Consider the following 13,377-nt stretch of genomic DNA (forward strand, 5'->3'; position numbering starts at 1 on the left):
AAGTATGAACAATATTTTTATAATAGGAGTTGGATTAATTGGCGGCAGTTTTGCGTTTGATGTAAAAGCTTTACATCCAAAATGTAAGGTTTTTGGTATTGATTCAACTGAAGCACATCTTGAAGAGGCTTTGCAATTAGGAGTTATTGATGAAAAAGCAAATTTTGAAGATTTAAATAAAGCAGATGTCGTAATTATAGCGATTCCTGTAGATGCAACTTTAGAGGTTTTGCCTAAAGTGTTAGATCATATTTCTGAGGATGCCATTGTTTTTGATGTGGGTTCTACTAAAGAAGATATTTGTGATATAGTGAGAAATCACCCTAAGCGCAGAAATTATTTAGCAGCACATCCTATTGCAGGTACAGAACATTCTGGTCCAAAAGCAGCAATTCGTAATTTGTATAAAAACAAGACGAATATTATTTGTGAAGTAGAAGAAACAGCCTTTAAACTTCAAGAAAAAGCATTAAAGTTGTTTTCAGATTTAGGGATGAGAATTCGTTATATGAATCCTAAAGCACACGATAAACATATTGCTTATGTCTCACATTTATCGCATATCAGTGCGTTTATGTTGGGGAAAACAGTGATTGATAAAGAAAGAAATGAACGCGATATCTTTGATATGGCAGGTAGTGGTTTTGCAAGTACAGTGCGTTTAGCAAAGAGTTCACCAGCGATGTGGACACCAATTTTTAAACAAAATAAAACAAATGTTATAGAAACTTTAGACGAGTATATTAATAATCTAAAACATTTTAAACAACTGATGGAACACGATGATTTTGAAGCCGTTTATAACGAAATGGAAAAAACAAATCATATAAAAGACATATTAAACGGAATACAATAGTAATTAAGAATAAAAAGCAAAAATGGAAAATAAGAAAGAAATGAGAACCTGGTTGGATGCTATGAATCTAGATCATCCTTTAGTGATAGCAGGACCATGTAGTGCAGAAACTGAAGAACAAGTATTAAAAATAGCACACGAGCTAAAAGATACAGACGTTAATTACTATAGAGCAGGTATTTGGAAACCAAGAACGCGTCCGGGTAATTTTGAAGGAGTAGGGGCATTAGGCTTAAAATGGTTGCAAAAAGTAAAGGCAGAAACAGGAATGAAAACCTGTACAGAAGTTGCAAATGCAGCACATGTAAAATTAGCTTTAGAGTATGATATCGATTTATTATGGATTGGTGCTCGTTCTACTGTAAGCCCTTTTATAATGCAAGAAATTGCCGATGCCTTACAAGGAACCGATAAAATTGTATTGGTTAAAAATCCAGTAAATCCAGATTTATCATTATGGTTAGGTGGAATTGAACGCTTATATTCTGCGGGAATTAAAAATTTAGGTGCTATACATAGAGGGTTTTCTACATATGAAAAATCTAAATATAGAAATATACCAGAATGGCAATTGGCTATTGAGTTTCAAAATAGATTTCCAGATTTGCCTTTAATTAATGACCCTTCTCATATTACAGGGAATAGAGATATGATTTTAGAGGTTTCTCAAACAGCCTTAGATCTTAATTTTGACGGCTTAATGGTAGAAACACATTTTGATCCTGAAAATGCATGGAGTGATGCTGCACAGCAGGTAACGCCAAGTAGTCTTGTTCAGATAATGAAAGATTTAAAGATTAGAAAAGAATCAGATCCTGAAGCAGAATACAATTCAGAACTTAATAACTTAAGAGCTCAGATAGATGTTGTAGATAATCAGATTATTGATTTGTTAGGCAAACGTATGAAAGTGGCAGATGGTATTGGTTTACTTAAAAAACAAAAGAATGTTGCCGTGTTACAAAACAAGCGATGGAACGAAATTTTAGGTAAAATGGTGTTAGAAGGTGATGAAAAAGGACTAAGCGAAGAATTTATTTTACGCATGTTTAAAGCGATTCACCAAGAATCAATTAACCATCAAGAAAAGATTATAAATAACTAAAACTTAAAGGCTCGCCATTAGCGAGCCTTTTTTATTTGAGTATCCCTGATTAAAGAGATCTCTTAAATGTATAACGGGTAATAAAAATACCTTTGCCATCACCTTTTCCTCCTTCACTTTCAACACCTGTATTGATAAAAGCTAACTCCCAGCCTTCTGCAATCATAGCATTAACTTTAGAAGTCATTACCGCATCGTTAGCAGCAATATTTTGAAAACGGATACCTCCTAAATTATAAAAGTTTAAAAGTTTAGTCTCTTCATAGTCTTTTACTCTTATTTCATCTCTTTTTGACTTGTTTTTTTTATCCTTATCTTTATCGTCAGATCTTGTTGTTGTAAAGTCTTTATAGTCTTTTGTTTCATTAGCAGAAATCATTCTAGAACGTCCAAGTCCATTAGGTACTATAGATTCTATAACAGTTACAACCTTATATTCAACCTGAGCAGTAGGTTTGTTTTCATTAACAAATGAAAACGAAATTAAGCCACCAACTAGTAATCCGATAAATAATAAATTTTTTTTCATAATAAGTAAATTGTTTGATTAAGGTCGCAAAATAATGATTTTTGATATAAAATGTTTTCCTTTGTTATTGTTTAAATTTTCTTAATGACAGGAACAGTATATAAATCTACAGGCAGTTGGTACACTGTAAAAACTCTTAACGGTAAATTCTATGAATGTAGAATTAAAGGCCGTTTTAGGTTGGATGGTATTAAAAGTACTAACCCAATTGCTGTTGGCGATAAAGTAGAATTTGAGCTAGAAACAAAAAATAATACGGAAACAGGAGTTATAAACCGAATTGAAGAACGCAAAAACTATATTGTTAGAAAATCGGTAAACTTATCTAAGCAAACGCATATAATTGCGTCAAATATTGATCTGGTATTTTTATTAGTAACCATAGATAACCCTCCAACGTTTACAACTTTTATTGATCGTTTTTTGGTGACTGCAGAAGCCTATGCTATTAAAACAGTTTTACTTTTTAATAAAATAGATACTTATAACGAAGAAACGTTGTTAGAAGTAAAGTATCTAGCAAGTATATACCGCGCAATTGGTTATGAGTGTATAGGTATTTCTGCAACCACAGGAAAAAACATAGACAAAGTAAAAACTTTAATGAAAGGCAATGTAAGCATGTTTGCTGGTCATTCAGGAGTTGGTAAGTCTACCTTGGTAAATGCTATTGAGCCCTCTTTAGACTTAAAAACAAAAGCCATTTCTACACAACATAGCCAAGGGCAACACACCACAACATTTGCAGAGATGTTCGATTTAAGCTTTGATGCCAAAATAATTGATACACCAGGTATAAAAGGTTTTGGCGTGGTTGATATGGAAAAAGAAGAAGTAGGCGATTATTTCCCTGAGTTTTTTGCATTAAAGCAAAATTGTAAGTTTAATAATTGTATTCACTTAAACGAACCTAAATGTGCTGTTAAAGATGCACTAGAGGCAAATGAAGTTTCTTATTCAAGATATAAAAGTTATGTTCAGATTTTAGAAGGGGAGGATGAGCATTACAGAACTGATAATTGGGATGATGCGCAGTAAGCAATTTTCTTTTATAGTGAGGTATATGTATTAAAAGGAATATCTCTTCAAAATAACAGTAGGTCTAATTTTAAAAAATTCCCATGTTTTTGGGCAATGATATGAAAATAGTAATACAAAGGGTTTCTGAAGCAAGTGTTACCATTAAAAGCAATAAAGTTGCAGAAATAGATAATGGTCTTTTGATTCTGTTAGGTGTTGTAAACGAAGACAGCCAAGAAGATATTAATTGGCTCTGTAATAAAATAACTAATCTTCGTATTTTTCCTGATGAAGACGGAGTGATGAACAAATCATTAAAAGATGCAGAAGGAGATGTAATTTTGGTAAGTCAATTTACACTTCATGCTAGTACAAAAAAAGGAAATAGACCAAGTTATATAAAAGCAGCAAAACCAGATGTTGCTATTCCGTTGTATGAAAGTTTTATAGAAACGCTTCAAAAGACTTTGGGAAAAAGGATACAAACCGGAGACTTTGGCGCAGATATGAAAGTGTACTTAGTTAATGATGGCCCAGTAACTATTATCATGGATTCTAAAAATAAAGAGTGATATCATGGCGTCACTATTTGGTCATGAATTGGTCGCTTATACAACCTCTAAACTTGTAGATTCTAAATGGAGTAGATTACTTTTAATACTGGCAATCAGTTCTACAGTATTACCAGACTTATATACAATTCAAAGACTCTGACGTTAAGTTTACTTATCTTGCACAACAAAATGGAAATTATTTACAATTAAAAGTTCAATTAGATAGCGTTAATATACTTATTTTACCAGAAGATTATAAAGGTTTTAAGGCTTTTTTTACTAAAATTGTAGAGAACCAAGCAGGACAAATTATACGAACTAAAAACTAAATATGAACATTAAAAACGCACAAAAAGAAGTTGACGATTGGATTAATGCACATGGCGTACGTTATTTTAACGAGCTTACTAATATGGCTCAATTAACAGAAGAGGTTGGAGAGGTTGCACGAATTATTGCTAGACGTTATGGTGAGCAAAGTGAAAAAGAAAGTGATAAAGATAAAGATTTAGGCGAAGAACTATCTGATGTTGTGTTTGTTGTACTTTGCTTAGCCAATCAAACAGGTATTGATTTACAAGAAGCTTTCGATAAAAAAATGCATAAGAAAACAAAACGCGATCATAACAGGCATCATAATAACGAGAAATTAAAGTAGTTTTGTCGTATCAACCTATTTTAGAGATGCCTTATGGACATTAATATCCAAAAATCAAAACTTCAAAATCAACAAACGATTCAAATCACAGGATCTAAAAGCGAATCTAACCGATTATTGTTATTACAAGCTTTATATCCTCAGATTAGTATTAAGAACATCTCTAATTCAGATGACTCGGTGTTAATGCAAAAGGCTTTAACTTCAACAGATCAGCTTATAGATATCCATCACGCAGGTACAGCTATGCGATTTCTTACAGCTTATTTCTCTATTCAAAAGGGCAGAGAAGTAACAATAACAGGGTCTAAACGAATGAAAGAACGCCCAATTAAAATATTGGTCGATGCTCTAAAAACCCTTGGTGCAGATATTACATATTTAGAAAATGATGGTTTCCCTCCATTAAAAATAGTTGGGAACACATTAAATAAAAAAGAAGTCGCTTTAGATGCTAATGTCAGTAGTCAATATATTTCTGCACTATTGCTTATTGCGTCTAAATTAGAAAATGGTTTAGAGCTTACTTTAAAAGGTAAAATAACTTCTGTGCCATATATCAATATGACATTGAGTTTATTAAATGAAATAGATGTTAAAACGAGTTTTATTGATAATATCATTTCTGTAAAACCTCAAACATCAGAGATTAAACCATGCACTTTAACAGTAGAGTCAGATTGGTCTTCTGCTTCTTATTTTTATAGTGTTATTGCATTAAGTGATGTTGGTAAAGAACTAACAATAGCATCTTATAAAGAAAAAAGCTTACAAGGAGATTCTGTTTTGGCAGCCATTTATAAAAAGTTTGGAGTTACAACCACTTTTTTAAACGATGCCATAACCCTTCGTAAATCGTCAAGTGTTGAAACAAAAACTATTATCGAATTAGATTTAAGTAATGCACCAGATATAGCACAAACTATAGCTGTTACCGCATTTGGTTTAGGGTTAGAATGTCATATGATAGGTTTACATACGCTAAAAATTAAAGAGACAGATCGTTTAGTCGCACTTAAAACAGAATTAGAAAAATTAGGAGCTCAGGTAGAAATTACAGAAAACGCATTGCATTTAAAAGCTTCAAATAAAATAACAACCAACGTTTCAATCGCAACTTATAACGATCATAGAATGGCTATGGCCTTTGCACCATTAGGATTAAAAACAACATTAGCAATAAAAAATGCAGAGGTGGTAAGTAAATCTTATCCGCAATTTTGGGAAGATTTTAAAACCATAGGATTTAGTATAACATAACGATTCATTAAAAATCTAATCTCAGAATTAAAACCACTAACCATCTGTAAATTTCTGCTTTATGAGTTCAATTAACAGATCTAACATTTTTTTAAGCCACTCAAGGTAAAATAAACACCTATTTACTTGACAAGGCCTATGTTGAGATTGTATATTTGCTAATTCTAAAAAAATAATAAAATACATGAAATTATCACACTTTAGTTTTGACCTTCCAGACGAATTACTAGCCGAGCATCCTGCTGAACACAGAGATGAATCTAGGTTAATGGTATTGAATAGAGAAAAACAAACTATAGAACACAAACTTTTCAAAGACATTATCGATTATTTTGATGAAGGTGATGTGATGATAATGAATGATACTAAAGTTTTTCCAGCACGTTTATACGGTAATAAAGAAAAAACAGGAGCACGTATCGAAGTGTTTTTATTACGCGAATTAAACCAAGACCAACGTCTTTGGGATGTATTAGTAGATCCTGCTCGTAAAATTAGAATTGGTAATAAATTATATTTTGGCGAAGACGAAACTCTTGTTGCTGAGGTTATAGATAATACAACTTCAAGAGGTAGGACTTTACGTTTCCTTTACGACGGGTCTTATATGGACTTTAGAACAAAATTAACGCAGCTTGGTGAAACACCTTTACCAAAATACATTAATAGAGCTGTAGAGCCAGAGGATGAAGAGCGTTATCAAACCATATATGCAAAAAACGAAGGAGCAGTAGCAGCACCAACAGCAGGTTTACATTTCTCTAAACATTTATTAAAACGTTTAGAAATTAAAGGTGTAGAGACAGCAGAAGTGACATTACATGTTGGTTTAGGAACTTTTAACCCTGTTGAGGTAGAGGATTTATCTAAGCACAAAATGGATAGCGAAGAGATTATTATTACAAAACAAGCTGCAGATATAGTAAATAGAGGAATAGAAAATAAAAAACGTGTATGTGCTGTTGGTACAACATCAATGCGTACCGTTGAAAGTTCTGTGTCTTCAAACGGAAGACTTAATGAATTTGAAGGCTGGACCAATAAATTTATTTTCCCACCTTACGATTTTAGTATTGCAAATTGTATGATTACTAATTTTCATACACCAAAATCAACCTTATTAATGATGACATCTGCATTTGCAGGTCATGATTTTATTAAAAAGGCTTATGAAGAAGCAGTAAAAGAAAAGTATAAATTCTATTCTTATGGTGATGCGATGCTTATCATCTAAAATAAGAATATACCCTATATTTAAAAGCCTCTTAGTTGAGGCTTTTTTATTTGTGTAAGAAAACCAAATTCATTTAAGTACTTTTGCATCAAATGGAAGTAAAAAAGAAAGACATACGCGCCTTAACTAAAGAGCAACTTAGAGCATTCTTCGTAAAACAAGGAGATAAACCTTTTAGAGGAAATCAAGTGTACGAATGGTTGTGGCAAAAATCAGCCTATAGTTTTGAAGATATGACCAATATATCTATAGAAACTAGACAAATGCTTGAGGATAATTTTGTTATTAATCATATCAAAGTAGATCAGATGCAACGGAGCTCTGATGGTACTATAAAAAATGCAGTACGATTACATGATGATTTAATTGTAGAATCAGTACTTATCCCAACAGCAACTAGAACCACAGCTTGTGTCTCTTCTCAAGTAGGTTGTAGTCTCGATTGTAGGTTTTGTGCAACAGCGCGATTAAAACGCATGCGAAATCTAAATCCAGATGAAATTTATGATCAAGTTGTTGCTATAGATAATGAAAGTAGATTATATCATAATAGACCTTTAAGTAATATTGTATTTATGGGAATGGGAGAACCTTTAATGAACTACAATAATGTTCTTAAAGCCATTGACAAAATTACTTCATCAGAAGGTTTGGGAATGTCTCCAAAGCGTATTGTGGTTTCAACTTCTGGAGTACCAAAAATGATTAAAAAAATGGCTGATGAAAATGTAAAGTTTAAGTTAGCGGTATCATTACATTCTGCAATAGATGACATACGTACATCTATAATGCCTTTTAATGCTACATTTCCTTTAGCCGATCTAAGAGAAGCGTTGCAATATTGGTATGCCGCAACTAAAAATAGAATTACTTATGAGTATGTCGTTTGGGATGGTATTAATGATAAACGAAAAGATGCTGAAGCATTGGTAGAGTTCTGCAAATTTGCTCCGAGTAAAGTCAACCTTATAGAATATAATCCAATTGACGATGGCGAATTTCAACAAGCCAACTCAAAAGCTATAGATATGTACGTATCCGTGCTAGAAGCTAATAATATTACTGTGACAGTAAGAAGAAGTAGAGGTAAAGATATTGATGCCGCTTGCGGACAATTGGCAAATAAAAGCTAAAACATAATGTGAATTTTTTTAGTTTTAGAAATAAAAAAAAGCGGCAATTGCCGCTTTTTCTTGTAATATTAAAGAGATATAATTAATTACTCTTTAGTAACTCTAAGAGTTTTCGTTTTAGTTCCAGAAGAAATCTTAACTAAGTAAAGACCTTTAGATAATTCTGATAAGTCAATAGATGAATTGTTTATTTCATTTTTAGTGAAATTTGCTACATTTTGACCAAGTAAGTTAAATACAGTTACATTATCAACATCTTGTGATGATTTAATATTTAAAACATCAGAAGTAGGATTAGGATATACATTAAGAGTTTCTAATGAAACTTCTTCTCCAATACTTAAGAATTGATCATCAGTTGTGAAACTCCAAACAGAACTTGTTGTGGTTCCAAAGCAATTGGTAATGTCAATACTCCAAAAATAAGTTGTACTAAGACCTAAACCTGTAATTAATACTCCATTTTCAATACCTTCAATTGCTTGTGACGGTGGATTGGTAGTACCAATATTTAATGTGTAGTTATCACCAGCGTTACCTGCATCGTTCCAGCTAAAATTTAAGCCGCCATCAGCAGTAATACCAATAGCTGTTGCAGCATCAGCAGGCAGAGGAGTTGTTGCTACAGCAGGAGCTGCTGTTTCTGTACACTGAAAAACAGATATATTGTCAATAGACCAAGATATAGACCAATTACCTGTCCATACAAATCTTATTTGTGCATTAGTTACACCTGCTATTTCTGATATATCAAATAATTGAGAACCAGTTATAGTGGTATTAGGTGTACTTCCAATTGCAGTAGCATAAGTTTGAACGTTTACCCATGCACTACCATTGTACACTTCTATCTCACCAAGTCCTCCGAAATTTCCGTTGTAAACAGTGTCAAAAGTAAGTGTCGCTGTAGTTAAAGAAGAAGCGTCAAAGACAGGGCTTGTTAGGGAGGTGTTCTCTGCACCTCCTTCAGAACCATAACCATCACTATCCATAGTAGCATAGTTACCTTCTAAACCACTCTCATAAAGTAAAGTGTTAGGAGCCGTAAATCCTCCAGCTTCACCGCCAGTTTCAATTGTCCATACTTCACCAGATGTTGTTAAATCTTCAATTGTCCAACCTGTCGGTACTGTAAGTCCAGCTTCAAAATCTTCAGACAATACCTCTTGAGCAAACATAAGGTTTGAAGCAAAAAATAATGCCAATAATAAAGTAATTTTTTTCATGTGTTTGTGTTTTTATGATTAATTGCATAAAGTTACAAATATTTGTGAACAGAAAAAGTTAAAATACTATAATTCATTTTTTTTGAATGAAAAGCTAATAGAATTTGTAATTTTACATAGTTAAAGTCTTTAATGAAAATAACCGAACAAATAAAACAACCTATTACTTATGAGATGGACCTTTTTGAACAAAAGTTCCAACTCTCAATGGCAAGTAAAGTAGCGCTTCTTAATCGTATTACACATTATATTGTAAACCGAAAAGGGAAACAAATGCGACCTATGTTTGTGTTCTTGGTTGCTAAAATGATGAACAATGGAGAGGTGAGTGAACGCACTTATAGAGGTGCTTCGGTTATTGAACTAATTCATACTGCAACTTTAGTTCATGATGATGTTGTTGATGACAGTAATAGAAGACGAGGTTTCTTTTCAATTAATGCGCTATGGAAAAATAAAATAGCTGTTCTTATTGGCGATTTTTTATTATCTAAAGGCCTCTTGCTCTCAATAGATAATAATGATTTTGATTTGCTTAAAATTATTTCAGTTGCTGTTCGAGAAATGAGTGAAGGTGAGCTACTTCAAATCGAAAAGGCAAGACAACTCGATATTACTGAAGCTATTTATTATGAAATCATAAGGCAAAAAACAGCGACTTTAATTGCTGCATGTTGTAGTCTTGGAGCCGCTTCAGTAAAACCCAATTCTCCAGAAGTTGAAACCATGCGAAAGTTTGGTGAGTTGATTGGTATGGCATTTCAAATTAAAGATGATTTATTTGATTATGGACAAGAAGCCATAGGTAAACCAACAGGTATAGATATTAAGGAGCAAAAAATGACCTTACCTTTAATATATGTTTTAAATAACTGTACCAAAAAAGAAAAATCTTGGCTTATTAATTCGGTTAAAAATCATAACAAAGATAAACAACGTGTTAAAGATGTTATTGCTTTTGTAAAGGATAATGGTGGTTTAGATTACGCTGTGTCTAAAATGAAAGCATTTCAAGAAGAAGCTCTAAATATTTTAGCAACTTATCCAGAATCACCATACAAAGCATCTCTAAAGCTTATGGTGGATTATGTTATTGATAGAAAAAAATAAGTCACAATTAGCTGTTTGTGAGCTTATTGTGTTTTTATTTGAATTATTTTCACTCTCCAGGCAACCCTTGGCTACAAAATTGCGTCTTTATAAATAGAAAGCAACCTGAAGCGTATTTAGAACTTAAAATTAAACATGAAAGTTATTCAACTTCATAAAAACGAAACAAAACTCATAGAGCGTGCTGCGAAGCAAAATCGAGAAGCGCAACATGTATTGTACGAGTTACATGCTCCAAAAATGCTTAGTGTTTGCAGGTACTATGTAAAGGATGTACATCAGGCAGAAGAAGTTATGTTAAATGGTTTCTTTAAAGTATTTAAGTACTTAAAATCATTTAAAAATAAAGGTAGTTTTGAAGGTTGGGTAAGACGAATAATGGTGCGAGAGGCTATTTCTTATATAAGACAACAAAAGCATATTGAATTTGCTGTAGAGGATGATTATTTAGAGCACGATTCCTCAAACAATATCAATTCAAATATTGAAGTAGCAGAAATACAATTACTTATAGATAGTTTGCCTGAAGGTTACCGAATGGTTTTTGTAATGTATGCTATAGAAGGGTATAAGCATCAGGAAATTGCCGAACTATTAAAAATTTCTGAAGGCACATCAAAGTCGCAATTATTTAAAGCAAGACAAATGCTTCAGAAAAAAATTAAAGAATTAAATAACAACAGTTATGGCTCCAATTAAATTTGAAGAAAATATAAAAGATAAGCTCGAAAAACGAACCTTATCTCCAACGTCAGAGAGTTGGTCTAAATTATCAGATCGGTTAGATGAAGACGAAAAGAAGTCTAAAAAACCAATGTATTGGTGGTTGAGTATTGCAGCGGGATTATTGATTTTGATGGCTATATCAATACCGTTTTTTAACAACAATGAGTCAGAAGTGATTCAGCCTCGAATGGTCGAAGAAGAAGCAATTAAAAAGCATATCCAAAAAGAAACGATACAACCAGAGCAAAAAGAATCTATTGAATTAGCAAATGAAGCACATGAAGTAGAAGATAAGAGTCAAGAAGCTAAAACATCTAAATTAATAGATTATAAAAAAGCAGATAAACTAAATTCAGAAACTAAAACTCAATTGGCGGAGAATCGTGAAGTGTTAGAAAATCCAACTGCAATTACTACAAATAAAAAGGTGAATCAGGAATTGCAAACAGAAATTGATGAGACTATTATCAAAAATGCCATAGCAGAAGCCATGGAAACCTTAAAGTCTGAAAACAATTCGGTTACAGAACAAGAAATCGATTCGTTATTAAAACTCGCAAGTAAAGAATTGTTTAGAGAAAAACTACAAAGAGAAACATCAAAAACAGTTGATGCTACTCAGCTATTAGAAAGTGTTGAAGACGAAATGGGGCAATCTTTTAGAACTAAAGTTTTTGAAGCTTTAAAAGATAGTTACGAATCTGTAAAAACTGCAGTTGCAGATCGTAATAACTAGTAGCTATTTAAAATAAAAGATTCACATATTCACAAATATAAAATAAGAAATAGATGAGGAAATAAGGACTCTCATCAGAAGAATCAAATCAATAAATCATCAATAAATCAAAAAACGAACAGTTATGAAAACAATTACAAGATTGGTAGTGTACTTAGTGCTATCACTAACATTTGCTACAGTTCAAGGGCAGGAAATAAAAAAGGACAGCATACAAAAGTCGGCAAACGAATTAAAAATTAAAACACTTACAAGCCTCAAATCAAAAATAGAAAGTGAGGAACGCGAATTTCTGAAAATAGAAATAACATCAATTAATAAACGTTTAGACGATGGAAAAATAACAGCAGCAGAGGCGGAAGATTTAAAGAAAGAAGCTGCAAAAAAAAGAGCTTTAAATATTGAAAATAGATTAGCGATTATTGATAATAAAATTGCTTTATTAGAACGAAATGATAAGATGGAAGATGCTAGTGGTGATGGTTTTACATTTAGAATCGGTGCCGATGATAACTCTAGTGATAGTTTTATTTATTTTGGAAATCCATCAAAAGATAAACCTAGAAAATACGATAGACGTACATCTACAGATATTGTCTTTGCCTTTGGATTTAATAATGCTTTAATTGACGGTCAAGATTTGGAAGATTCGCCATACAAATTAGGTGGTTCTGGGTTTATAGAATTGGGTTACGCATGGAAAACGCGAATTTTTGATAATACCAACTTCTGGAGATTGAAATATGGTTTTTCTTTACAATGGAATAAGTTAAAGATTAAAGATAATAACTACTTAGTTAATACCGATGGCGACATTTCTTTACAAGAATATCCCATAGATGCCGATAAAATCAAATTTAGAACAACAAACTTGGTGTTCCCGATGCATATAGAATTTGGCCCTTCTAAAAAGATTGAAAAAGAAGATTATTTTAGATATTCAACACACAAAAAACTAAAAATAGGGTTAGGGGGGTATGCCGGTTTAAACTTGGGGAATATGCAAAAGATAAAGTATAAAGAAGATGGTGAACGCGAAAAAGAGAAACAACGTGATCAATTTGAAGTAAGCGAATTTATCTACGGACTAAGCGGATATGTAGCTTTAGGTGATGTCGCTTTATATGTTAAATACGATTTGAATCCATTGTTTAAAAATCAAGTGGTAGACCAAAATAACATATCTGTCGGATTACGATTCGATATGGATTAAATCAATCAATCAATCAA

15 protein-coding genes are annotated in these 13,377 nt (G+C 32.4%); 13 read left to right on the forward strand and 2 right to left on the reverse strand.

What is annotated here, in order from left to right; all coding sequences use genetic code 11:
* Positions 1-4: 4 nt before the first annotated feature.
* Both KO504_RS15820 and KO504_RS15825 read left to right on the forward strand, forming a co-directional pair.
* Positions 5-856: a prephenate dehydrogenase gene (locus tag KO504_RS15820; RefSeq protein WP_215928461.1), complete on the forward strand. Its 852-nt coding sequence runs from the start codon at positions 5-7 to the stop codon at positions 854-856.
* Positions 857-878: 22 nt separating this feature from the next.
* Positions 879-1,961 (forward strand): bifunctional 3-deoxy-7-phosphoheptulonate synthase/chorismate mutase type II, encoded by a 1,083-nt coding sequence (locus KO504_RS15825; protein WP_215928462.1) that lies wholly within the window; start codon positions 879-881, stop codon positions 1,959-1,961.
* Positions 1,962-2,010: 49 nt separating this feature from the next.
* Here the strand turns inward: KO504_RS15825 and KO504_RS15830 are convergent, their stop codons facing one another.
* Entirely contained in the window at positions 2,011-2,490 is a 480-nt protein-coding gene (locus KO504_RS15830) for a hypothetical protein (protein WP_215928463.1), read from the reverse strand.
* Between the two features lie 84 nt (positions 2,491-2,574).
* Between KO504_RS15830 and rsgA the strand changes: the two genes are divergently transcribed.
* From rsgA to rlmN, 7 genes are all read left to right on the forward strand, one after another.
* On the forward strand, positions 2,575-3,528 hold the full coding sequence (rsgA, locus tag KO504_RS15835; protein ID WP_215928464.1) for a ribosome small subunit-dependent GTPase A: 954 nt from the start codon (positions 2,575-2,577) through the stop codon (positions 3,526-3,528).
* Positions 3,529-3,629: 101 nt separating this feature from the next.
* On the forward strand, positions 3,630-4,082 hold the full coding sequence (gene dtd / locus KO504_RS15840; RefSeq protein WP_215928465.1) for a D-aminoacyl-tRNA deacylase: 453 nt from the start codon (positions 3,630-3,632) through the stop codon (positions 4,080-4,082).
* Positions 4,083-4,086: 4 nt separating this feature from the next.
* Positions 4,087-4,224 carry a hypothetical protein gene (locus KO504_RS15845; RefSeq protein ID WP_215928466.1) on the forward strand — a complete coding sequence of 46 codons (138 nt, stop codon included), beginning with the start codon at positions 4,087-4,089 and terminating at the stop codon, positions 4,222-4,224.
* 171 nt (positions 4,225-4,395) lie between these two features.
* Positions 4,396-4,722: a nucleotide pyrophosphohydrolase gene (locus tag KO504_RS15850; RefSeq protein WP_215928467.1), complete on the forward strand. Its 327-nt coding sequence runs from the start codon at positions 4,396-4,398 to the stop codon at positions 4,720-4,722.
* A gap of 33 nt (positions 4,723-4,755) precedes the next feature.
* A complete protein-coding gene (locus tag KO504_RS15855; RefSeq protein WP_215928468.1) occupies positions 4,756-5,982 on the forward strand; it encodes a 3-phosphoshikimate 1-carboxyvinyltransferase in 1,227 nt (408 codons plus the stop codon).
* Between the two features lie 184 nt (positions 5,983-6,166).
* Complete coding sequence (gene queA / locus KO504_RS15860; protein WP_215928470.1) at positions 6,167-7,216, forward strand: tRNA preQ1(34) S-adenosylmethionine ribosyltransferase-isomerase QueA; 1,050 nt, start codon at positions 6,167-6,169, stop codon at positions 7,214-7,216.
* A gap of 92 nt (positions 7,217-7,308) precedes the next feature.
* Positions 7,309-8,349, forward strand: coding sequence for a 23S rRNA (adenine(2503)-C(2))-methyltransferase RlmN (gene rlmN, locus KO504_RS15865; RefSeq protein ID WP_215928472.1), 1,041 nt, complete (start codon positions 7,309-7,311; stop codon positions 8,347-8,349).
* Between the two features lie 86 nt (positions 8,350-8,435).
* On the opposite strand, the gene KO504_RS15870 is transcribed toward rlmN, so the two are convergent.
* Positions 8,436-9,575: a T9SS type A sorting domain-containing protein gene (locus KO504_RS15870; protein ID WP_215928474.1), complete on the reverse strand. Its 1,140-nt coding sequence runs from the start codon at positions 9,573-9,575 to the stop codon at positions 8,436-8,438.
* Positions 9,576-9,707: 132 nt separating this feature from the next.
* On the opposite strand from KO504_RS15870, the gene KO504_RS15875 reads away from it, so the two are divergent.
* The 4 genes from KO504_RS15875 to KO504_RS15890 all read left to right on the forward strand — a co-directional run bounded on the left by KO504_RS15875 (position 9,708) and on the right by KO504_RS15890 (position 13,360).
* Positions 9,708-10,685 carry a polyprenyl synthetase family protein gene (locus tag KO504_RS15875; RefSeq protein WP_215928476.1) on the forward strand — a complete coding sequence of 326 codons (978 nt, stop codon included), beginning with the start codon at positions 9,708-9,710 and terminating at the stop codon, positions 10,683-10,685.
* A 135-nt stretch (positions 10,686-10,820) separates the two neighbouring features.
* Positions 10,821-11,384, forward strand: a complete 564-nt coding sequence (locus tag KO504_RS15880) for an RNA polymerase sigma factor (protein ID WP_215928477.1) — start codon at positions 10,821-10,823, stop codon at positions 11,382-11,384.
* Entirely contained in the window at positions 11,371-12,147 is a 777-nt protein-coding gene (locus KO504_RS15885; RefSeq protein WP_215928478.1) for a hypothetical protein, read from the forward strand. The genes KO504_RS15880 and KO504_RS15885 overlap by 14 nt, the downstream gene beginning before the upstream one ends.
* Before the next feature lie 124 nt (positions 12,148-12,271).
* The gene (locus tag KO504_RS15890; RefSeq protein WP_215928479.1) at positions 12,272-13,360 is read left to right on the forward strand and encodes a hypothetical protein; all 1,089 of its coding nucleotides are present in this window, start codon (positions 12,272-12,274) and stop codon (positions 13,358-13,360) included.
* Positions 13,361-13,377: the final 17 nt, after the last annotated feature.

This window comes from Winogradskyella psychrotolerans (genome assembly GCF_018860565.1).
GTDB lineage: Bacteria > Bacteroidota > Bacteroidia > Flavobacteriales > Flavobacteriaceae > Winogradskyella > Winogradskyella damuponensis.